The sequence below is a fragment of the Chromohalobacter moromii genome (assembly GCF_023091865.1).
Taxonomy (GTDB): domain Bacteria; phylum Pseudomonadota; class Gammaproteobacteria; order Pseudomonadales; family Halomonadaceae; genus Chromohalobacter; species Chromohalobacter moromii.
Genome location: NZ_JAHXDI010000003.1, coordinates 276793 through 296800, shown reverse-complemented (window position 1 = coordinate 296800; position 20008 = coordinate 276793). Strand labels below are relative to the sequence as shown.

The 20008-nt window shown below is 60.7% G+C and carries 20 protein-coding genes and 2 pseudogenes; 12 read left to right on the top strand and 10 right to left on the bottom strand.

What is annotated here, in order from left to right; all coding sequences use genetic code 11:
• Positions 1–108: 108 nt before the first annotated feature.
• Positions 109–366, top strand: coding sequence for a hypothetical protein (locus KZO83_RS11425; RefSeq protein WP_247620910.1), 258 nt, complete (start codon positions 109–111; stop codon positions 364–366).
• Positions 363–989: a LysE family translocator gene (locus KZO83_RS11420; protein ID WP_247620909.1), complete on the top strand. Its 627-nt coding sequence runs from the start codon at positions 363–365 to the stop codon at positions 987–989. Before KZO83_RS11425 ends, KZO83_RS11420 begins: the two co-directional genes overlap by 4 nt.
• A 267-nt stretch (positions 990–1256) precedes the next feature.
• Here the strand turns inward: KZO83_RS11420 and KZO83_RS16490 are convergent.
• Together KZO83_RS16490 and KZO83_RS11415 are read right to left on the bottom strand one after the other, a co-directional pair.
• Positions 1257–1649: pseudogene (locus KZO83_RS16490) on the bottom strand (AraC family ligand binding domain-containing protein); the annotation flags it as partial.
• A 101-nt stretch (positions 1650–1750) separates the two neighbouring features.
• On the bottom strand, positions 1751–2551 hold the full coding sequence (locus KZO83_RS11415) for a glutamate racemase (RefSeq protein WP_247620908.1): 801 nt from the start codon (positions 2549–2551) through the stop codon (positions 1751–1753).
• Positions 2552–3092: 541 nt separating this feature from the next.
• On the opposite strand from KZO83_RS11415, the gene KZO83_RS11410 reads away from it, so the two are divergent.
• The 4 genes from KZO83_RS11410 (at position 3093) to ruvX (ending at position 5981) form a co-directional block, all read left to right on the top strand.
• Positions 3093–3827: a CvfB family protein gene (locus KZO83_RS11410; protein WP_247620907.1), complete on the top strand. Its 735-nt coding sequence runs from the start codon at positions 3093–3095 to the stop codon at positions 3825–3827.
• A gap of 78 nt (positions 3828–3905) precedes the next feature.
• Positions 3906–4859 carry a glutathione synthase gene (gshB, locus tag KZO83_RS11405; RefSeq protein WP_224114093.1) on the top strand — a complete coding sequence of 318 codons (954 nt, stop codon included), beginning with the start codon at positions 3906–3908 and terminating at the stop codon, positions 4857–4859.
• Between the two features lie 118 nt (positions 4860–4977).
• A complete protein-coding gene (locus tag KZO83_RS11400) occupies positions 4978–5535 on the top strand; it encodes a YqgE/AlgH family protein (RefSeq protein ID WP_040240502.1) in 558 nt (185 codons plus the stop codon).
• Entirely contained in the window at positions 5535–5981 is a 447-nt protein-coding gene (gene ruvX, locus KZO83_RS11395) for a Holliday junction resolvase RuvX (RefSeq protein WP_075368664.1), read from the top strand. The genes KZO83_RS11400 and ruvX overlap by 1 nt, the downstream gene beginning before the upstream one ends.
• A 54-nt stretch (positions 5982–6035) precedes the next feature.
• Here ruvX and KZO83_RS11390 read toward each other — a convergent pair whose 3' ends face one another.
• Positions 6036–7355 (bottom strand): APC family permease, encoded by a 1320-nt coding sequence (locus KZO83_RS11390; protein WP_247620906.1) that lies wholly within the window; start codon positions 7353–7355, stop codon positions 6036–6038.
• 53 nt (positions 7356–7408) lie between these two features.
• Positions 7409–8227, bottom strand: coding sequence for a carbon-nitrogen hydrolase family protein (locus KZO83_RS11385; protein WP_247620905.1), 819 nt, complete (start codon positions 8225–8227; stop codon positions 7409–7411).
• Positions 8228–8349: 122 nt separating this feature from the next.
• On the opposite strand from KZO83_RS11385, the gene KZO83_RS11380 reads away from it, so the two are divergent.
• Positions 8350–9174 (top strand): helix-turn-helix transcriptional regulator, encoded by an 825-nt coding sequence (locus KZO83_RS11380; protein ID WP_247620904.1) that lies wholly within the window; start codon positions 8350–8352, stop codon positions 9172–9174.
• Between the two features lie 43 nt (positions 9175–9217).
• On the opposite strand, the gene pyrB is transcribed toward KZO83_RS11380, so the two are convergent.
• Positions 9218–10249 carry an aspartate carbamoyltransferase gene (gene pyrB, locus KZO83_RS11375; protein ID WP_247620903.1) on the bottom strand — a complete coding sequence of 344 codons (1032 nt, stop codon included), beginning with the start codon at positions 10247–10249 and terminating at the stop codon, positions 9218–9220.
• A gap of 165 nt (positions 10250–10414) precedes the next feature.
• Between pyrB and KZO83_RS11370 the strand changes: the two genes are divergently transcribed.
• Positions 10415–11269 (top strand): SDR family oxidoreductase, encoded by an 855-nt coding sequence (locus KZO83_RS11370; protein ID WP_040240515.1) that lies wholly within the window; start codon positions 10415–10417, stop codon positions 11267–11269.
• 39 nt (positions 11270–11308) lie between these two features.
• Here the strand turns inward: KZO83_RS11370 and KZO83_RS11365 are convergent, their stop codons facing one another.
• Entirely contained in the window at positions 11309–12760 is a 1452-nt protein-coding gene (locus KZO83_RS11365; protein ID WP_247620902.1) for an aldehyde dehydrogenase family protein, read from the bottom strand.
• 155 nt (positions 12761–12915) lie between these two features.
• On the opposite strand from KZO83_RS11365, the gene KZO83_RS11360 reads away from it, so the two are divergent.
• Both KZO83_RS11360 and KZO83_RS11355 read left to right on the top strand, forming a co-directional pair.
• Positions 12916–14097 (top strand): iron-containing alcohol dehydrogenase, encoded by a 1182-nt coding sequence (locus KZO83_RS11360; RefSeq protein WP_247620901.1) that lies wholly within the window; start codon positions 12916–12918, stop codon positions 14095–14097.
• 36 nt (positions 14098–14133) lie between these two features.
• Positions 14134–15072, top strand: coding sequence for an ABC transporter substrate-binding protein (locus KZO83_RS11355; RefSeq protein WP_247620900.1), 939 nt, complete (start codon positions 14134–14136; stop codon positions 15070–15072).
• An 8-nt stretch (positions 15073–15080) separates the two neighbouring features.
• Here KZO83_RS11355 and betI read toward each other — a convergent pair whose 3' ends face one another.
• From betI to uraD, 3 genes are all read right to left on the bottom strand, one after another.
• The gene (gene betI, locus KZO83_RS11350; RefSeq protein WP_261505791.1) at positions 15081–15662 is read right to left on the bottom strand and encodes a transcriptional regulator BetI; all 582 of its coding nucleotides are present in this window, start codon (positions 15660–15662) and stop codon (positions 15081–15083) included.
• 99 nt (positions 15663–15761) lie between these two features.
• On the bottom strand, positions 15762–16592 hold the full coding sequence (locus tag KZO83_RS11345; protein ID WP_247621088.1) for an IclR family transcriptional regulator: 831 nt from the start codon (positions 16590–16592) through the stop codon (positions 15762–15764).
• A gap of 109 nt (positions 16593–16701) precedes the next feature.
• On the bottom strand, positions 16702–17226 hold the full coding sequence (gene uraD, locus KZO83_RS11340; RefSeq protein ID WP_247620898.1) for a 2-oxo-4-hydroxy-4-carboxy-5-ureidoimidazoline decarboxylase: 525 nt from the start codon (positions 17224–17226) through the stop codon (positions 16702–16704).
• A gap of 122 nt (positions 17227–17348) precedes the next feature.
• Between uraD and uraH the strand changes: the two genes are divergently transcribed.
• Together uraH and KZO83_RS11330 are read left to right on the top strand one after the other, a co-directional pair.
• Positions 17349–17705, top strand: a complete 357-nt coding sequence (gene uraH / locus KZO83_RS11335; protein ID WP_040240524.1) for a hydroxyisourate hydrolase — start codon at positions 17349–17351, stop codon at positions 17703–17705.
• Between the two features lie 50 nt (positions 17706–17755).
• A complete protein-coding gene (locus tag KZO83_RS11330; protein ID WP_247620897.1) occupies positions 17756–18499 on the top strand; it encodes a GntR family transcriptional regulator in 744 nt (247 codons plus the stop codon).
• Between the two features lie 43 nt (positions 18500–18542).
• Here KZO83_RS11330 and KZO83_RS11325 read toward each other — a convergent pair.
• A pseudogene (locus tag KZO83_RS11325) lies at positions 18543–20000 on the bottom strand (NCS1 family nucleobase:cation symporter-1).
• Positions 20001–20008: the final 8 nt, after the last annotated feature.

Sequence of the window (20008 nt, the reverse complement as noted above, 5' to 3'; positions counted from 1 at the left end):
CGTCTTCGTGTGAAAAGGAATCGTTTCCCAACAAGAGCCTTACTGTCCAATTGTGTATGTGTGCGCTGAATACGTGCTTGCGCATGCCTATGGGTAAGGAGATTAATAGTGTCGACTTTACAAGAAACCACAGCAAGACGTTACTCCACCGATCGCGTATCCCAACGCCTGGATATCGATGATCTATGTTCTGGTTTAGCGCGTCACAATTATCTTTTCATCGATGGACTGACCACGACCAACATTCTCACCGACCTGCATCAGCATGCACTGTCGGACTGGCGTGAGTTCGCAGCGAGCTGGGGCGACATGCCGCTGGAGAGCTGCGGCGCTCGGCCGACGAGCGCCGCATACTTGAATTTATGATCGACCTTGACTACCTGCCGCTACTCGGCACAGTGACATTGATCGCCGTCGGCATGGCCATTAGCCCTGGCCAGGATTTCGCATTGGTTAGTCGCAACGCGATGATTTATTCACGACGTGCCGGCCTCTTATCGAGTGTTGGCATAGCAACTGCTGTATGGCTACACGTGGCGTATTGCGTGACCGGTGTTGCCCTGCTCATCACTAACTTCCCCCAGGTCTACTCCATGATCCGGTGGATTGGAGCGGCCTATCTTGTCTATCTCGGCGTGAAAAGCCTTCTGGCATCTACTTCACTACAGGTAGCCGCTGATGCTGATCAACGTGACATCACAGATCGCTCGGCGTTCGGATCCGGCTTTCTATGCAATGCTCTGAATCCGAAAACGACGCTGTTCTTCTTGAGTATTTTCACCCAGATCATTCAGCCTTCTACACCGGTTGCCGTTCAAATCCTGTGCGGTCTGATCATCTCACTAGCGCATCTTGCCTGGTTTGGCGGTGTGGCCTTCTGGCTCTCGACGCCGAGGTTCTTGTCGGCCATCTGGCGCCTCAAGCCCTGGATAGAACGCGTCTTGGGTCTGATCTTGATCGGAGTCGCTACACACATGGTCTTGCAGTAGACCCGAGTTGAACCCGCTCAAAAGGAAATAGGGGCTGGTCCCCAAAAGCGCGTGAAAGTCCCGGGAGAGCGTCCAGCGCTCCTGTCCCGATACCGACTCTAAATCATCTAGTGTGACGCCCTCGATTCGGTGTGCGTCTAGGTAGGCCCTGACCCGGCTTGCAGCTTGGTAGTCTAGGGTCAACCTAGTGCGGGAGATTCGAGTGTCGCTGCTGGCTTCTAGTGCGGCGGCTAGATCGGCGATGCCGTCATTTTCCTCAAGGGCATCAAGCGGCGCTTCGAGAGAGAACAATAAGGATCGCACCGCGACCGACAAGCGCGGGTCCGTCGAGAGGCCGCCGGTAACATACGGCAGTGCTTTTCCACCGAGCGCGGGTTGGATCAGAGACGGGGCAATATAAAGCATTCGGTAATGAAAGCCACGCCTATCGCCAGCATGGCCATCGTGGGCCTCATCCGGGTGAAGTACCATTACCGTACCGGGTAGACTGTGTCGATGATCACGGCGGTAGTGGAAGCTTTGAACCCCTTCTAAGGTGACGCCGATCGCGAAGGTGTCGTGCCGGTGCATGCTGTAGGCGTGACCCTGGAAACGAGCCTCGATCTGCTCGATTTTTGAGGGCGGGGCGACGATGCACCAGTCTCCAGCAGAATCATTCAAGGCGACTCTTCAAAAGATAACGCCGATCCTTCAAGGGTACTGCCAACTGTGCCGGGAGCGGAAGTCTTGGCGCTTGTGCAGTATCACTCTGCGTTGTTCGCTCAGGTAACTTCAACGACTTCTAGAGGGAGGTCGACGCCCAACTGGAAAAGCATCTGGTGAAAATCGTCAACGGAGTAACGTTCATCTTCACTTACCAGTGTTTTTACAATTCCGCTTCCGGCGGTGCCCTCACCAAGGCTGGCAACGATATTTTCGGCAGGGTCCAGGAAATGGCATTGGGGGCGTGCGCGTTCGAAAAAAGGCTTCAGCCAAGGGAGGTGTGTGCTCGAGAGCGTTAGCACATCTAATGTAGGTGCTTTTTTGAATATGTCCTCGACGAACGCTTGTACCTTCGCCTGGGTACGCGCGGGATCGAAAAGAAAAGTGCCGCTCTCGACTAGCTCTACCATGCTTGATGCATCAAGCAGAGCAACATTCTCGACACTAGTACTGTTATTACTGACGAAGTTCCTCAACATCTCACTTTCGACGAGCGCGCGCACGCCCATGATGCCAACCTTACCGCTTTGGGAGCGCGAGATCGCCTCTTTTAGCGGAGGGAAGACACCGAATAGGGGTGTTCGGGTCATGGGGCGGATAGCTTCCAGCACCGTGATGGAAGGTGCATTAGACGCTACGACGATTGCGGAGGGGTTAAACTCCTCAAGAAAACGTAGAGTTTTCTGCATGATAAGGGAAAGAGCATCAGGCGATTTGTCACCATAAGGAAAACTGGCACGGTCTGCTAAATAGATGATGTCTTGGTTCGGCAATTGCCTTTGTATCTCGGCAACAATGGCATAGCTGCCGATCCCTGCATCGAACACCGCTATGGGCTGATGGAGTGTATTGGGTATCATGGCCTTGGCTTATATTATGCTGATTAATTTAATTAACATTTAATATGGCATAGGCTAACGATTTAGCCAACATACCTGCAGATTCAGGCGGAAATTCTACGCTTGAGCCCAGATGTTTGGGGACATCGCAAATTCACGCCCATGCTGCTCTATAAATCGCCTCACTTCGTACGATAAGGCCCATTCCATCACCGAAACCGCCCCCGTCGTCGCCCTTACGCTGCTCCAGCATCACTTCGGCGATTTGGGGTGAGTGCTGCGACTCAATGGGTTGCCATCTTCCACGGAATCGGCGGTGGCGTGATCCGCTCTCCATCGAATCCAGATACGTCGCCGTAGCAGTTGCGGTCGGCATCCCGGTAAACGTTTGCAGCCGATGTGCCGGTGTGAACCGTCACTAGTCAGACGACGGCGCGCGGTGGGGCGGTCCTGTACGTCATCGCCTGCCGGCAGTTGTCGATGCCGCTCCCTACAACGCCCTTTGCTCGCATTGCCGGGCGGCGTCATAATGAGGACATATCTCTCGTCAGTGGTCGCCATCATGTCCCGTTCCCCAGATCCCGCCCCACGTTCCTCCGCTCCCGGCCGGCGTGCGTCGAGTTCGACGCGGCCACCTCTGGCACGCATCGGTGAGGTGGCGTATCTCAAGGTGGTGGCGGTCAATACCACCGGGGCTTTTCTCGATTGGGGCCAGCCGAAGGACGTGTTGCTGCCGTTCGCCGAGCAGCGTTTTCGTCCCGAGGTCGGTAAGCGGGTGTTGGTGATGCTCTACGAAGACGCTCAAGGACGGCCGGTGGCGTCGATGCGTCTGGATCGCTTCCTGGCCGATGAGGCACCGGATATGACGGCCGGCGACCGCGTCGCGCTAGTGATCGCCGAGCGTACTGACCTGGGCTTCAAGGCGGTGGTCGATCACCGCTATTGGGGTTTGCTGTACGCCGATGACATCATCCATCCGCCTCGGCGTGGCCAACGGCTGACCGGTTATATCAAGCGCGTGCGCGAAGACGGGCGCCTCGATTTGGCCATGCTACCGCCCGGCGAGGCAGGGCTCGATGTGGTCGGTGACAAGGTGCTGGAGCTGCTGCGCTGCCATGGCGGGTATGTGGCGCTGGGCGACAAGACGCCCGCCGCCGAGATCAAGGCACGCATGGGCGTGAGCAAGAGCGCCTTCAAACAGGCGGTGGGCAGGCTCTACAAGAAGCGGCTGATCACCATCGAAGAAGAAGGCATCCGCCTGACGCGCGAGGCGATAGACGCGCATCAGTCCGGCTGACGCGCCGCTGGCGCCTTGGTCTTCCGCTGGTCGCTGCGGCATACTGCGCGCATTCATTCCTAGCCTGGAAGACCGATCATGAGCGAGCGCGCCTTGAAGCTCGGCGTGGTGATGGACCCCATCGCCGATATCGCCTACAAGAAAGACACCACCCTGGCCATGCTGTGGGCCGCGCAGCAACGCGGCTGGTCGCTTTATTATCTCGAGCCGGAAGACCTGTACCTGGAAGGTGGGCGCGCCATGGGCCGCATGCGCGCGCTGGAGGCGTACCGTGACCCCGAGGCGTGGTATCGACTCGAGGAAGTGCAAGCCGCGCCGCTGGCGGAGCTCGACGTGATCCTGATGCGCCAGGACCCGCCGGTGGATGATCACTTCCTCAACGCCGTGCACTTGCTGGGCTTCGCCGAGCGCGAGGGCGTGCTGGTGGTCAATCCCACCCAGGCGCTTTTGACCAGCAACGAGAAGCTCTTTGCCCAGCAGTTCCCGCACTGCATCCCGCCCTCCGTGGTCTCTTGCCACGATGCCGTCTTGCGCGATTTTCATGCCCGGCATGGCGATGTGATCTTCAAACCGCTGGACGGCATGGGTGGTAGCGGCATCTTTCATATCACGCCGGAGGGCCGCAATCTGGGCTCGGTCATCGAGCAGCTCACCGAGCGCGGCACGCGCCAGATCATGGCGCAGCGTTATCTGCCCGAGATCAAGGCCGGCGATACGCGCATCCTACTGATCGACGGCGAGCCGGTGCCCTATGGTCTGGCGCGCATTCCCAGCGCTGGCGAGACACGCGGCAACCTGGCGGCCGGCGGGCGCGGCGAGGCCCGCGAGCTCACCGACCGCGATTATTGGCTCATCGAGCAGGTCAAGCCGGCGATCCTCGACAAGGGGCTGATCTTCGTTGGGCTCGACGTGATCGGCGATTACATCACCGAGATCAATGTCACCAGCCCCACCTGCGTGCGCGAGATCGACGCCCAGCGCGGCACCGACATCGGTGGATTATTGATGGACGCCATTGCCCGGCGCTTTTGAGCGCCGCTTGCCATCCCACGATGGCGAGGTTCGGCAAGGGCAGTGATACAATCGCTGCGACAAGCACCAATTTCGGCGTAAGCGAGGGGCGGGACGCGCCTCGACGCCCGGGAGGCTCATGCAAAGCTTGAAGCATCATTTTCTGCTGGCGATGCCGCATCTCGACGACCCTAACTTCAAGGGGACGTTGACCTACATCTGTGACCATGACGACAACGGCACCATGGGCGTGATCGTCAATCGCCCCATGGAGCTGACGCTGGATGCCCTGCTCGAGCAGCTCGAGCTGGATGCCTCGGAGTGCCTGCAGCGCGACTTGCCGGTTCACTATGGTGGCCCGGTCCACAAGGATCGTGGCTTCATCCTGCATCGCGGCTCGAATCTACCCTGGGATTCCAGCCTGCAGGTCGCTGACGACCTCGCCCTGACGACCTCCATGGATATGCTCAAGGCCATCGCCGAGGGCCGGGGCCCCGAAGACTTCATCGTCTGCCTGGGCTGCACCGCCTGGCAGGCAGGCCAGCTCGAGGACGAACTCAAGCAGAACACTTGGCTGACGGTGGAAGGCGACGCCTCGATCCTCTTCGACGTGCATGCCGAGCAGCGCCTGAACGCGGCGGCGGGTATCTTGGGCGTCGATCTGAACCTGATGACGCGCGAGGCGGGACATTCCTGATGGCCGAGGCGGGGCAGCGGCTGGTACTGGCCTTCGATTATGGCACGCGGCGCATCGGCGTGGCGGTAGGTAACGAAATGCTGGGCAGTGCCACGGCCCTGGCGCCGTTGCCCGCGCGTAACGGGATTCCCGAGTGGCAGCAGATCGGCCAGTTGCTCAACGAATGGCAGCCGGATCTTTTGGTCGTAGGGCTGCCGCTCAACATGGACGGCACCGAGTCAGACATGAGTCGGCGGGCGCGCAAGTTCGGCAATCGCCTGCATGGGCGCTTCGGCAAGCCGGTGGAGGTGTTCGACGAGCGCGGCTCGACGCGGGCCGCCAAGCGCATCGCCCGCGATGCCGGGCACCGGGGCAACTATCGTGACGACGGCGTGGACGGCATCGCCGCGCAGTTGATTCTGGAAAGCTTCTTCGCCGACGACACCTTCCTGCACCGCATGCCATAAACGCCCGCGACCGGCCTGAGCCGATCGCGGGCGTTAGCGATTCGCCCTTGCTTATCAACTCTCCAGGTTCAGCTCCGGCGTGGGGCGGCTGAAGCCACGCGTCAGCCAGGTCAGCCACGCCAGGCCGCACAACAGCCACGCACTGCCCAGCATGATGGCTAGGTGATCCAGGCTAATCATCAGCCATATCATGGCCAAGATTCCAATGACGGGGAAGGCCAAGTACAACAGGTGTGGTTTTAATCCCTGCTTTCTTTTGCCGATATAGCAGGCGAAAATAACGGATAGATTGACAAGTGAAAAAGCGAGAAAAGCGCCGAAGTTAATAAAGGAAGTTGATGTGGAAACATCAAGTTTGAGCGCTAGTAACGCGACTGTTCCACAAAGTATGAGTGCGTTGACAGGCGTTTGGAATTTACCAAGCTTACCAAAAATCTTGTTTGGCAGGACACTATCACGCCCCATCGCAAAGAGAAGGCGAGATGCACTAGCTTGTGAAGCTAAGCCAGAAGCAAACTGCCCGACCAGCATGCCGATCATGAAGATGGACACGAAAATGTCGCCGCCAATGTTTTGGGCAATCTCGAAGGCTGCTGCATCAGTATTTTCAAAGCTCGCACCTGGGTGAGAAAGCTGAACAAAGTATGACGTTATAATGAAGATGGCGCCGCCAATTAGCGTCGTAAGGATGATTGCTTTAGGTATCGTGCGGCGTGAATCGCGTGTTTCCTCTGCGAGTGTGGTGATGGCGTCGAAGCCTAGGAATGAATAGCAGGCGATCGCCGCTCCTGACATTATCAGTGATACATCAAGGCCATCCGTGGGGATAAATGGTGAAAACGTCCACAATGGTTGCGTGGCATCACCCCATACATAGTGAACGCACAGCGCCACAAATGCGATCAAGACTAAGAACTGAATGGTCATCATTAGTATATTGATGGTATTAGCAGTCTTGATCCCCAAGATATTTACCGTTGTGGTGGCGACGATAAATGCGAGCACCCAAATCGATTGAGGAATAGAAGGGAATGCCGAATGGAGATAAGCAGAACCAATTAACCAGATGGCCATGGGAAGGAATAAATAATCCAAAAGCACGGCCCACCCAGCTAAAAAGCCTAGGCGTGTATCTATGGCTTTTCTGACATAGGTATAGGCAGAACCAGCCATTGGATATATGGCTGCCATATGGCCATAGCTGATAGCAGTGAAAATAATTGCAATTAATGCTGCTACGTATGCTGAGGGAACTCCCCCTTGGGTCGTATCAGCAAGGATTCCGAAAGTAGCCAGAACTACTGTCGGCGTCATGTATGCTAACCCGAAAAGCACTATAGCACTTAGAGTTAGCGTTTTTTTGAGATCACTCATGATTTCTCCAGGTTGTCTTTTTTGTAGATGATTCTGAGTATTGGTGTATTATATTAGTTATTTATGACCCACTCTTTTATTGCGTTGCCGTGTTCTACTTGGTGTCCGGTCAGGCTTAGTTTTCTATCTTCTTTATAGCAATATTCTTGACGAGACTCGTGTATCAAAGAAAGATCGATACTGGCATGGCAGGTTTGTTCTGAGCGATCGCACTTGGCGACAATATTACCTAGCGGGTCCACGATAGCGCTTTCGCCAGCGAACGTTAGTCCGGTACCTTGGCCGGCGCGATTGGCCATGGCAATGAATATTTGGTTTTCCATGGCACGGGAAAGTGCTGCAGTATTGTGTACTTTCCCATAGGGGTCCATGTTGCCATTTGTTATGAGTAATAGGTCTGCGCCCATGCTGGCAAGAGCTCGGGCAGGTTCAGGAAACTCAATGTCATAACAAATAAGAAGCCCTATTCTGGTGCCTCTCCATAGGCAAGTGGATAGCCGGTCTCCCGGCTGTACCAAGTTGCGTTCATCTGGCCATAAATGGGTCTTGCGATAGCATAAAGCGACACGTTCTTCCGGCGTGATTAATATGGTTGAGTTATAGAATGTGTTGCCTTTACTTTCGATCAGCCCGATGGCAATGGCTATGTCTTTCTCTTTCGCCACTTCATGTAGTGTCGTGATTTCTTGGCTTTCAAGGCTGAGCGCGCGATCACTCACATGATCTGTTTCAACGAAGCCAGTCAGATACATTTCAGGGAAAACGATAATATCAGTATCGTGATTGCAGTTGTATATGACTGATAAGGCTTTTTCTAAGTTTCTTTTTATATTGCCTTCTGTATATGAGAGCTGGGCAAGGGTGATGTCCATGATATGGTTCCGAACGGTTGTACTTAAAAATCTGGCGACTTTGTTGTTTCACTGCCAGTATGCGCAATTTGCGAGCAATGCCTATTCCATAGAAGGGTTACCCTTGGAGGGTGAGCGAGATGATGAGCGACGCAGACGATAGCGAGCAGATGGCAGCACCGAGCGGTCTGGAAAGCGTGGCCTGGCATCGCGCCTTCGGGGCCCTGGCGGATAAGCTGGATGGCGCCAATTTCTGGCTGGCCACGGTGCGTACCCTGGGGCGTCACGTCGATTTCGATACATGGGTAGTGCTGATCTTCCATCATCGCCAGCCGCCGCGCATCCTCGCGGAAAGCGACGAGGATGATGGGGCCGACGAGGCGTTGTTCCAGGATTATCAGCGCGGCCTGTATCTGCTCGATCCGTTCTATATCGATGCCCGTGACCACGCGCGCGCCGGGCTGTATACGCTGGCTGATGTGGCGCCGCAGTGCTTCCAGAGCACCGAGTACTACCAGCGTTACTTCCAGCGCAACATCGTCGCCGACGAAGTGCAGTTCAACTGCCCGCTCGATGCCGAGCGCACGCTATGCCTGTCGTTGGGATCGACCCGCGCTTACTCGCCCGAGGCGCTCGGCCTTCTGAGTCTGGTGCAGCCGTGGGTGCTGGCCCTGATGCGCCAGCGCATGCATTTCGAATTCGAGAACGAAGATGGCATGCCGCCGGGGCCGCATCCATGGCATCCCTCGCCCCAAACGCCGCGCGAGCTGGAATCCCACCAGTCACTAACCGAACGCGAGCGCGAAGTCAGCCAGCTCATGCTAGGCGGCAGCTCGACCAAGGAGATCGCCCGGCGCATGGCGATCTCGGTGGAAACCGTACGCGCCCACAAGAAACATCTCTACGCCAAGCTGGGCATCAACTCGCAGTCGGAATTGTTCTCTCTGTTCTGGCAGGCGCGCCCCTAGGCCTGGCACGACAACTGTCTGCGCCCGGCCCGGGGGCGCAGCCCTACAACGTGCGGTCGTCGACGCCGAAGGTCGGCGGCACGAACCAGCGCACGTCCTGGGCGTCGCGCTCGATGTACTCCTCGACTTGCAGCAGGTTGGCGAAGATCGCCATGCGCATGGGAATCCCATTGTCGGCCTGGCGGAAGATGGCCAGGCGCGGGTCGCCATTGAGGTCGACGTTGAGGTCGTTGGCGCCGGGGCGGCTGTCGCGTGGCAGGGGGTGCATGACGATGGTGGTCGGTGAGCAACGCTGGTCGAGGAAGGCGCGGTCGACGATGAAGTCCTGGGAGATGCCGGCGAAGGTCTCCGACATCTCGTCGGTGAAGCGTTCCTTCTGGATGCGCGTGGTGTAGATCACGTCGAGGTCGCCGAAATCGTTGGCCAAGCTCTCGCGCTGCTCCACGCGATGCCCGCGCGAGGTGACCAGGTCGATCAAGTGACGCGGCATTTCCAGCCCCGGCGGTGATACCAACGTGATGCGTAGCGGGCCGAACAGCGACAGCAGCTTGATCAGGGAATGTACGGTGCGGCCGTGCTTGAGATCGCCGGTGAGCAGGAAGTGTGCGCCTTCGAGGCGTTTGCCCAGGCGCGCGAATTCCTTCTCGATGGTGTACAGATCCAGCAGCGCCTGGCTGGGATGCTCGCCGGGGCCGTCGCCGCCGTTGATCACCGGCACCCGCGTGGCCTCGGCGAATTCCGCCACGGCGCCCTGGTCGGGATGGCGCAGGACGACGGCGTCTACATAACCGCCCATCACGCGGCTGGTGTCGTAGAGGGATTCGCCCTTGGCCATCGACGAGAAGGTGAAACCGGTGGTGTCGCAGACACTACCGCCGAGACGCGAGAACGCCGCGTGAAAGCTGATGCGGGTGCGCGTGCTGGCCTCGAAAAACAGGTTGCCTAGCACCGCGCCTTCCAGCACACGGGTTACCTTGCGCCGCTGGGCGAAGGGTTCCATGCGGCCGGCGAGCTGCATCAGGTGCTCGACGTAATCGCGGGACAGGGAATCGACGGAAAGCAGGTGGGAACTCATCGGTAAGCCTCGCAAGTGGCGCAGGGGATCGCTGCGCGTAGTGTACGCATACGCGCCGTTGGCTTCATCCGCTGCTTGCGTCGATCGGCGCGCTTCGCTTGGCCTGGGCGCTAGCGGCTTCTATGGTGAGACATGGTAGTTCCCACCATTCAAGGAGCGAATGTCATGGGTGAGCAACATTTCCCCGCGCAGGAACAGGCCGACCAGCCCGGCGATGAACATGCCATGCGGCCCGAGCCCGAGTATATCCGCGACAGTTATCGCGGCACCGGCAAGCTCGACGGCAAGGTCGCCATCATCACCGGCGGCGACAGCGGCATCGGTCGCGCCGTGGCGGTGCATTTTGCCCGCGAGGGCGCCAATTGCGTCGTCGTCTATCTCAACGAAACGCGTGACGCCGAGGATACCCAGGCGCTGGTCGAAGCTGAGGGGCGTGAGTGCGTCCTGGTGCACGGCGATGTCGGCGATCCGATGCTGTGCCACCATGTGGTCGATACGACGCTGGCGAGCTTCGGCGCGATCAACATCCTGGTCAACAACGCCGCCGAGCAGTACGACTGGGACGATGTCACGCAGATTCCCGACGACCAGTTGCAGCAGACCTTCCAGACCAACGTCTTCAGCCATTTCTACATGGCCAAGCACGCGCTACCGCACATGCACGAAGGCGACACCATCATCGCCACCTCATCGGTCAATGCCTTCAAGGGCAACGACACGCTGATCGACTACACCGCGACCAAGGGCGCCATCCAGGGGCTGGTCCGCTCGCTGGCGATGTCACTGGTCGATCGCGACATTCGCGTCAACGCCGTCGCCCCCGGCCCGGTGTGGACGCCCCTCATCCCCGCCAGTTTCGACGCGGACAAGGTCGCCGGCTTCGGGGGCCAGGTACCCATGGACCGCGCCGGCCAGCCCAGTGAAATGGGCCCCGCCTACGTCTACCTCGCCAGCGAGGAATCTTCCTACATGAACGGCCAGACGCTACATCTCAACGGCGGCGTGATCCTCAATACCTGACCGCGACACGGGCGGCGATCGTCGCTTTCGGTGGGGCGCTCAGGTATCTACGGGCGCCATCACCTGCTTCAATTCCTGGTAGGCAGCCAGGCCCTCGGGACCGAGTTCACGGCCGATTCCGCTTTTTTTGCCACCGCCCCAGGCCGCTTGGGGCGGGGCTACCTGGTCCATGTTGGTCCAGATCGATCCTGCCGTGAGATGCCGCGCAATGGCGGATGCCCGTTCATGACTGCCGCTGACGACGCTAGCCGCCAGGCCGTAGTCGCTGTCGTTGGCGACGGCGATGGCCTCGTCGTCGCTGGCGAATTGGCGCGCGCAGAGGACCGGGCCGAATATTTCTTCCTGCCAGAGCCGGCTCTCGACGGGAACGTCGCGGAACAGCGTGGGCGCCACGAAAAAGCCCTGGCGGGGAAGCTCGCGGTGGGAGGCTTCACGCACGGGGATCAGTCCCTCATCCTTCGCGAACGTCAGATAGCGGTCGACCGTTGTCCGCTGCTTATCGCTGACGAGTGGTCCGAGAGTCGTTGCCTCGTCGAGCGGGTCTCCCATCACGAGGGCGTCGATATGCCGGCTTAGGGCCGCGTACAGGTCCTCGGCCACGGCCTGGTGAACCAGCAACCGCGAGGTGGCTGAGCATATCTGGCCGGCATTGGCGAAAATGCCGTTCATGACGAGACTTGCCGCCTGCGTGATGTCGGCGTCCTCGGTCACGATGATGGGGGACTTGCCGCCCAGCTCGAGCGAGACATTGCGTACCCCCGTGGCCGCGACGCGCATGACCGTCTCGCCGGTCGGGTTGCTTCCGGTAAAGGATATCTTGTCGATCCCGGTGTGCTGGGTCAGTGCCTCGCCGATGCCGCGTCCGTCGCCGTTGAGGAGGTTGAGGACGCCACGCGGCAGGTCGATGGCCTGGGCGATATCGGCAATTGCCTGCTCCGGCATCGGCACGACTTCCGAGGGCTTGAACACGATGCAGCAACCGGCCGCCAGCGCGGGGGCGATTTTCCAGGCGGCCGTCACCAAGGGGAAGTTCCAGGGCGTGATCAGGCCGACCACGCCGATGGGATCGAAATAGCGACGGATCTGAACACCCGCTACAGGTTGCGCGCTCGGCTCGCCCTGGCGGGCATCCAGCTGTCTGGCGAGATCGGCGTAGTACCGGTAGCAAGCGATCGCATCGTCGACATCCAACTGACTCTCGGCCAAAGGCTTGCCGCCATTGAGACTGACCGTTTGGCACAACGCGGCATGCCGTTCTGCCAGTCCATCGGCCAGTCCTTCCAGATAGCGCCCACGGGCCTCACCCGATAATCGCCGCCAAGCAGGCAGTGCATCCCTGGCGGCGCGCACCGCCGCGTCGACGTCGCGTGCATTGCCCGCGGGCAGCTTGGCGATGACGGTTTCCCGATAGGGATCGACCACGTCCAGATCACGTCCGCCATCGCTTGCACGCCACTGCCCATCGATGAACTGCTGGCAAGTGTCTCTCATGAGGGCTCCTTCGATACCGTCGCATGGCCACTATTGAAAACTATTTCAATAGTGGCCAGTATAAAAGCATCGGCTCGCCTTTTGCCACTCGGGCATCGCTTTACCGCCGCGGCAAGGCCTCAGGGCCATCACTCTTCTTTCGAATGGAGCGTTTTATGTGCGCCGCTTATTCTTCACGCGATCCGGTCGCATGGGAGCTTTCTTACTGCGTTGAATCGGGGCCGGGCGCGGTCGCTACCTTGAACGACTTCTTCACGCGGCGCGGGATAAAGCGGCCCTTGATCGTGACCGATCCGGGATTCGCGAAGCTCGACCATCTGGCAGACCTGAAAGCCCAACTGGCGAAGGCGGACATCGTCTGTGCCCAGTTCGACGCCGTGCAGGCCAATCCCTCGGACGCCGATGCGTACGCGGCGGCACAAAGCTATCGCGATCATGATGCCGACGCTGTCATCGCCATCGGGGGCGGAAGTGCCATGGACGGCGCCAAGGGCGCGGCATTGATTGCCAGGCAGAATCGCTATTCGCTGTGGGACTTCGATTACAACGGCGCAACGCCGACGGATCTGACGCGCGATGACTTCCCGCCGTTGATCACCGTGCCGACCACGGCGGGTACGGGCGCCGAGGGAGATAGCACCGCCATGCTCATCGATACCGGACGCGGTACCAAAGAGTGCGTGCACCATCCCCAGGCACGCCCGGAAAAGATCATTCTCGATCCCAATTTCACGCTGGGGCTGCCAGCCAGCCTGACGGCGTGGACGGGACTGGATGCCCTGACCCATGCGCTGGAGTCCTACCTCGTGCCGATGTTCCATCCGCTGTGTGATGGCGCGGCACTTCAAGGGCTGGCGCTGATCTGGGGCAATATCGAGGAAAGCGTCGAGAACGGCGCGAACCTGGACGCGCGCAGCAACATGCTGACGGGATCGTTCCTGGCCGGAGTGGGCTTTCTCAAGGGGTTGGGGCTGGTGCATGCCATCAGTCACATGGTCGGTGCCGCGTGCCATACGCATCATGGCATGACCAACGCCATCCTGTTGCCCGCCATCATGCGTTTCAACCGTTCCGCCCTCGAACCCAAGCTACCGTCGATCGCTCATGCCATGCAGCTCGACGATGATCGGTTCGAGACCTTTCATGCGGCCATCTGCTCGCTGCTGGATCGGCTGGACATTCCCAAGGGGTTGTCCGCGCTCGGGGTGCCGCACGAGATCGTCGACGACATTCTGGCCGCCGTCGAAGGCGATCCCGCTTACGCGACCAATCCGGTGCACTGCCCACGCGAGACCTTGGCGGCACTGATTCACGAAGCCATTGATGCCGCACGTTGAGCGGCATGGAGTTATCAACCAAGACCGAGAGGAACCATGATGACAACAATCACCAAGATACTTGGCACGGCGGTACTGGGCTTGAGCCTGCCCATGTTGGCCCAGGCGCAATCGACACCGATCCGCATGGTGGTGCCGCCTTGGCCCGGCGTGACGGTCAAGACGGAAATACTGGCGCAACTGCTGGAGACGTTGGGCTATGACTCGCAGCAGATCGAAATGGGCGCCACCGTCGGTTACAAGACGATGGAAACGGGCGACAGTGACATCATGCTGGCGGGGTGGATGCCGGCCCAGAAGGAGAGTTACGACGCGGCCATGGAAGCCGGTGCCATCGTCGATGTCGTCAACAACGTTGCGGGCGCGCGAATGGGGTTCGCGGTGCCGGGATACGTTCATGACGCCGGCGTGACCAGTGCCGAGCAGTTGGACCTACCGGAAAATCGCGCACGCTTCGGTGCGGAATACTATTCGATCGAGAGTGGCGCCCAGGCGAGCATCATGGTTCACGAGGCGGCGGACGCCGATACCTATGGCCTCAAGGACTGGGAGATTCTCGACTCATCGACTCCCGGCATGCTGTCCGAGGTCGATGCGGCCTATAACGATAAGCAGTGGATCGCTTTCTACGGCTGGACGCCGCACTGGATGGCGATCAAGTACGACATGCATATCCTGGACGACCCCGAAGAAGTCTACGGTGAGAATCAGGGGCGTAGCGAAGTACGCACGATCGTGCGTACGGGGTATGCCGAAGAAAACGCCAACATCATGCAGTTGTTGGAGCAGTTCACGTTGACCGCCGATGAGCAGAGCCAGTTCATCAGCGCTTATAGCCTTGAGGAGCGGTCCAAGACGGATGTCGCGCACGATTGGCTCGCGGATCATCCCAAGCGCGTGGCGGAATTCCTCAAAGGGGTAACAACACGTGATGGAGAGTCCGCTCAGCAAGCTTATGAAGTGAGCTTTCGCTAAATGATGGCTTAATCTCGAAGCAGGCGCTCCGCGATTTCCAAGGAATCCTGCAGCGCCTCGTCAACAGCGAAAGCCTCGGGATCAAGTGCCCACTCCAACCAATAGCCGTCTACCAGTGCTGTCAGAATTCGAGCAATGCCCTTCGCATCGATAACACGTCCTTCTTCGATGGCAATGGCTTCGACGAGTGACTGCATCTCCTCCCGATACTCTTCGTAAAGCTTCCGGTTGAGACTCGCCAGACTTGGCGTTGCCACAGCGGCACTCCAGAAACCTACCCAGGACGCCAGTACCTGTCGGTTGAATATCTCGCTCTTGAAGGCTGAACGAATCATGAGCGTCAGCCGCTCACGTGCGGAGCACTCCAATGCGGCATCGCGCTGGTCGCTCTCCCGGCGCAGTTGCTCGGTGAGCTCCTGGTAGGCCGCCAGCATGAGCGATTCCTTGGATTGAAAGTAGTGACTCACCAAGCCTATGGAGGCGCCGGCCTCACGTGCGACGCGCGTCATCGTCGTGCCGGCATGGCCGTAACGCGTCACGCACTTGAGCGTTGCCTCGATGATGGTTCGCTTGCGTGTTTCGGGCTCGATACGCTGGCGCTGCTTGCTAATGGTCTCGATTCCCGCAGTTGGTGTGCCGAAGGGGCATTGTACAGCATGCGCGTTCCCGTGGCCGGCGACGGGGCGGCGTCAGTCGGCATCGCTGGGCAGCCGCCCGCCCAGGCGTACCGTGATCTCGCGGGCGGCGCGGCTCACCAGACCGCCGAGTTCGGCGAGGCGCGCTTCGGGTATGCGTGCGGCGGGCCCGGACACCGAGATGGCGGCGAGCGGCAGGCCGTTCTCGTCGTGCAGCGTCGCTGCAACGCAGTTGAGGCCGATGGCGTGTTCCTCGCGGTCGCAGGCATAGCCCTGGCGGCGGATCTCGCCGAGGGCGTCGCGCAGGCGGGACGGGGTGTCGAGGGTATTGGGCGTCACCTTGTCGAGGCCGCGCGTGTGGAGGATGCGCTCGACCTCGTCGCGCGGCAGCCAGGCGAGCAGGGCCTTGCCGACGCCCGAGGCGTGCAGCGGGGCGCGCGAACCCAGCCGCGTGATCATGCGCATCATCTGCGGCGACTCGCTCTGGGCGAGAAACACGGCCATGCCCTGATCCCGGATGCCCAGGTTGGCGGTTTCCTCGGTCTCTGCCGTCAATTGATGCAGGAAGGGGCGGGCGGTGGCGACGAAATCGCGTGCCTCTAGGAAGGCGTTGCCCACGCGGAATGTCTTGGCATCGATGTGCCACACGCCCATCTCCGCGTCCTGGGCGATGAAGCCCTGCTGGTGGAGCGCCTGCAGCAAGCGGTGCGTGGTCGACGGGGCCAGACCCACGATCTGGGCGATATCGGACAGGGCCAGCCCACCGGGAGCGGCAGCGAGCCCTTCGAGGATATTCAGGCCCCGCACCAGCGATTGGCTGTGGCCGCTGGCGGCCTTGCCGTTGCCGGCGGGGCGTCCGACCGTCTTGCGTTTGCTTTCCGTCACGCCTGGCTCTCTCTCACGAAGCATTCATGGAAAATTCTTCCATGAATTCCGCTGCCTCGCCAGCCCACCAAAGACGCACACCGCCGCTCATTCCAATGCAGGACGGTCTTCAGGTGGCATGGGCGTCCAGGCGTAGTCGCGCGATGCGATGGATCTGCGCGATGGCGGTGCGGCGTTCCTCGTCGGGCCCATGCGCGATGCGGAGTTCGAAGGCATCGAGAATCTCGTGACGGTGGTAGCCCTTGACCGCCATCACGAAGGGAAAGCCGAAGCGTGCCTGGTAGGCGGCGTTCAGGCGCTCGAAGCGGGCCAGCTCGTCCGGGGTACACTGATCGAGCCCGGCACCGGCCTGTTCCTGGCTCGAGGCCTGGGTGAGCCCGCCATCCAGCGCGACCTTGCCGGCCAGGTCGGGGTGCGCGCGGATGACCGTGAGCTGGCGCTCGGCGGAGGCGGCGTCGAGCACGGCGGCCATCGCCTCGGCGAGACCCGCGGAGCTGTCATGGTGGGTATCGATGCCGGCGTCCCATACCGCTTCGGCGATCCACGGAGAGTGTTCGTAGATGTCGCCATACGCGGCCACGAAGGCCTCGCGGTCGAGTTGCGTGGGGCGCGGCGAGAGCAGGGCATGGCGCATGCGCGTCTCCTGATGCTATGTTGTTCGGGATTGTTGTATACAAAATCAGGGTAAGCGGTGGCGCCACGGGCGTCCATCCCGGGCCGCCGCTCGATGCCCGCCGACGATCGCAAGGAGTGACCATGGGCTATCTCACCACGCACGTTCTGGACACCGCTCGGGGCTGCCCCGCACGCGGCATGCGCCTGTCGCTGTATCGGCTCGATGGCGACACCCGTCAGGCGCTGGGCGAGTTCGTGACCAACGAGGATGGTCGTTGCGATGGCCCGCTGCTGGAGGGCGAAGCCTTCCGGGTGGGCGAGTACGAGCTGCTGTTCGAGGCCGGCGAGTATCTCGACCGCCAAGACGAGGTTGCGCCGACGGGGCCGCGCTTTCTGGCGCGGATTCCGCTGCGCTTCGGCATCGACGATGCGGGCGCCCACTACCATGTCCCGCTTTTGCTGTCCCCCTTCGGTTATTCCACCTACCGCGGTAGCTGATGCCGGGCGGGCAATGCGATGATCAGCGCAAACGCATTCGGGAGCCGTGAATGAGCGAGTCACGTCAGGCGCATGCCGCCAAGAAAACGCGTCGCAACGAGGGCAAGGCCGGCGACGGTGCGCAGCGTCATGACGCCATCTATCGTGCGATCAGCGACGCCATCATCGAACACCGCCTGCAGCCCGGTGCGCGTCTGCGCGAAGATGCCCTGTCGGACGTCTTCGGTGTCAGCCGCACCGGAATTCGCAAGATCCTGCAACGCCTGGCCCTGGAGCATCTCGTCACCTTGACGCCACGTCGCGGCGCGAGCGTCTCGCGGCCGACCGCCGAAGAGGCGCGCGATGTCTTCGCCGCGCGGCAACTGGTCGAGTGCGGGCTGATGGAACAGGTCGTGCAGCGGGCCACGGCGGCGGATGTGGCGCGGCTACGCGACGACGCGCGCCGCGAGCGTCAGGCACTCAAGGCCGGCAAGCAGAGCGAGGCGATCAAGCTGTCGGCGGCCTTCCATGTGCGTCTGGCCGAGCTGGCGGGCAACGCCACGCTCAGCGAATTCGTCGGCCGGTTATGCTCGCGCTCGTCGCTGATCCTGGCGGTTTACGGCAACACCGGCCACCTCGGTTGCGAGTCGCACGACCACGACGAACTGATTCGCCATCTCGAAAGCGGCAGCGGCGAGCGTGCCCGCGCCTTCATGCAGCGCCACCTCAAGGCCATCGAAGCCTCGCTCTCCATCGCCGATGCGCCCGAAGAAACCCCGGATCTGAAGCGGATTTTCGACGGTGCGCTCGGCTGATGTCCCGCCGGCGACGGCGGGGCATTCAAGATATCGCACCTCTTCATGATGCACCTGACGGTGCGGTGGACACGTCCTGCCCGCGCATCAAAGCGTAGTAGCACGCCCCGCCCAGGCCGGCACCGAGTAGCCATGCGAAGCCTTCCAGCGCGGCGAGCGCCGGCATCCACACCGAGGCCAGCGAGAACAGTGCGCCAATGGCGAAAGCCGCCAGTCCGCGGCGGTTCCAGCCATTCTGATAGTAATAGGCACTGCCCGGCGCGGTGGAGAACAGCGCCTGAACGTCCAAATGGCCTCGGCGGATGACGTAGTAGTCGATCACGATGATGCCGTAGAACGGGGCGATGACGGCGCCGATGGCGTTGACGAAGCCGGGAATGCCGATCTGACTGATCACGCTGACCCACAAGGCCCCGATGAAGAAGGCGATGATCGCCGTGATCAGCCCGCCGATCCGAAAGCTGATACGGCGCGGGAACAGGTTGGACAAGTCATAGGCGGGGGGAATGAAGTTGGCCACCAGGTTGATGCCCACCGTCGCGGCGAAGAAGGTCAGCGCAGCGACGATCGTCAGCGGTAGGCTATCGACGCGGTCGACGATGTCCGATGGGTTGGTCAGCGCCTCGCCGAACAGGGCCAGCGTCCCGGCGGTGATGATCAGGGCGATGAACGAGAATACCGCGACGTTGAGCGGCAGCCCGAGCCAGTTGCCGAGCCGCATGGCGCGCTCGCTTTTCACGAAGCGCGCGAAGTCGCCGAAGTTGATCACCACCGCGGCGAAGTACGCGATCATGGTGCCGACAACGGTGAAAAAGGCACCGACGGCGCTGCCGGCGGCGTCGCTGTTGCCGCTGAAGATGTTGCCGATGGCCGGCAGCAGCGAGGCGCCGGCTTGCCACCAGACCACGCCCATCAGCACGATCATGACCGCGTAGACCAGCGGCCCGGCCCAGTTGAGGAAGTGCTTGATGCGCTCGATGCCCGCCCAGAACATCGCCAGTTGAAAGGCCCATACCACCACGAAGGCCAGCCAGGCCACGCTCGACAGCCCCAGGAACTGGCCGCCCTCCGGCACGCCCAGCGCGGTCAGCAAGAGCGTGACGGCCGTGGAGGCGAAGTAGGTTTGCACGCCGTACCAGAAGATGCCGATCACCGCGCGCAGCATCGCCGGCAGGTTGGCGCCGTGCACGCCGAGGCTGGCGCGCACCACCACCGGAAACGGAATGCCGTATTTGACGCTGGGGCGCCCGGTCAGGTTGACCAGCGCCATGACCACCAGGCCGGCGAGGATGATGGCGGCCATGACCGCCCAGCCGTTGAGGCCGTAGCTCAGAAACAATGACGCGGCCAGGGTATAGCCGAACAGGCTCTGGATATCGTTGGCTCAGACATTGAAGATCTCGAAGGCGCCCCAGCGGCGTTCGCCATGGGGCAGCGGCGCCAGATCGGCGTTGTAGAGACTTGCATCGGGCGCCGTGAGGCGCAGGTCATTATCGTTCATGGTAGCGC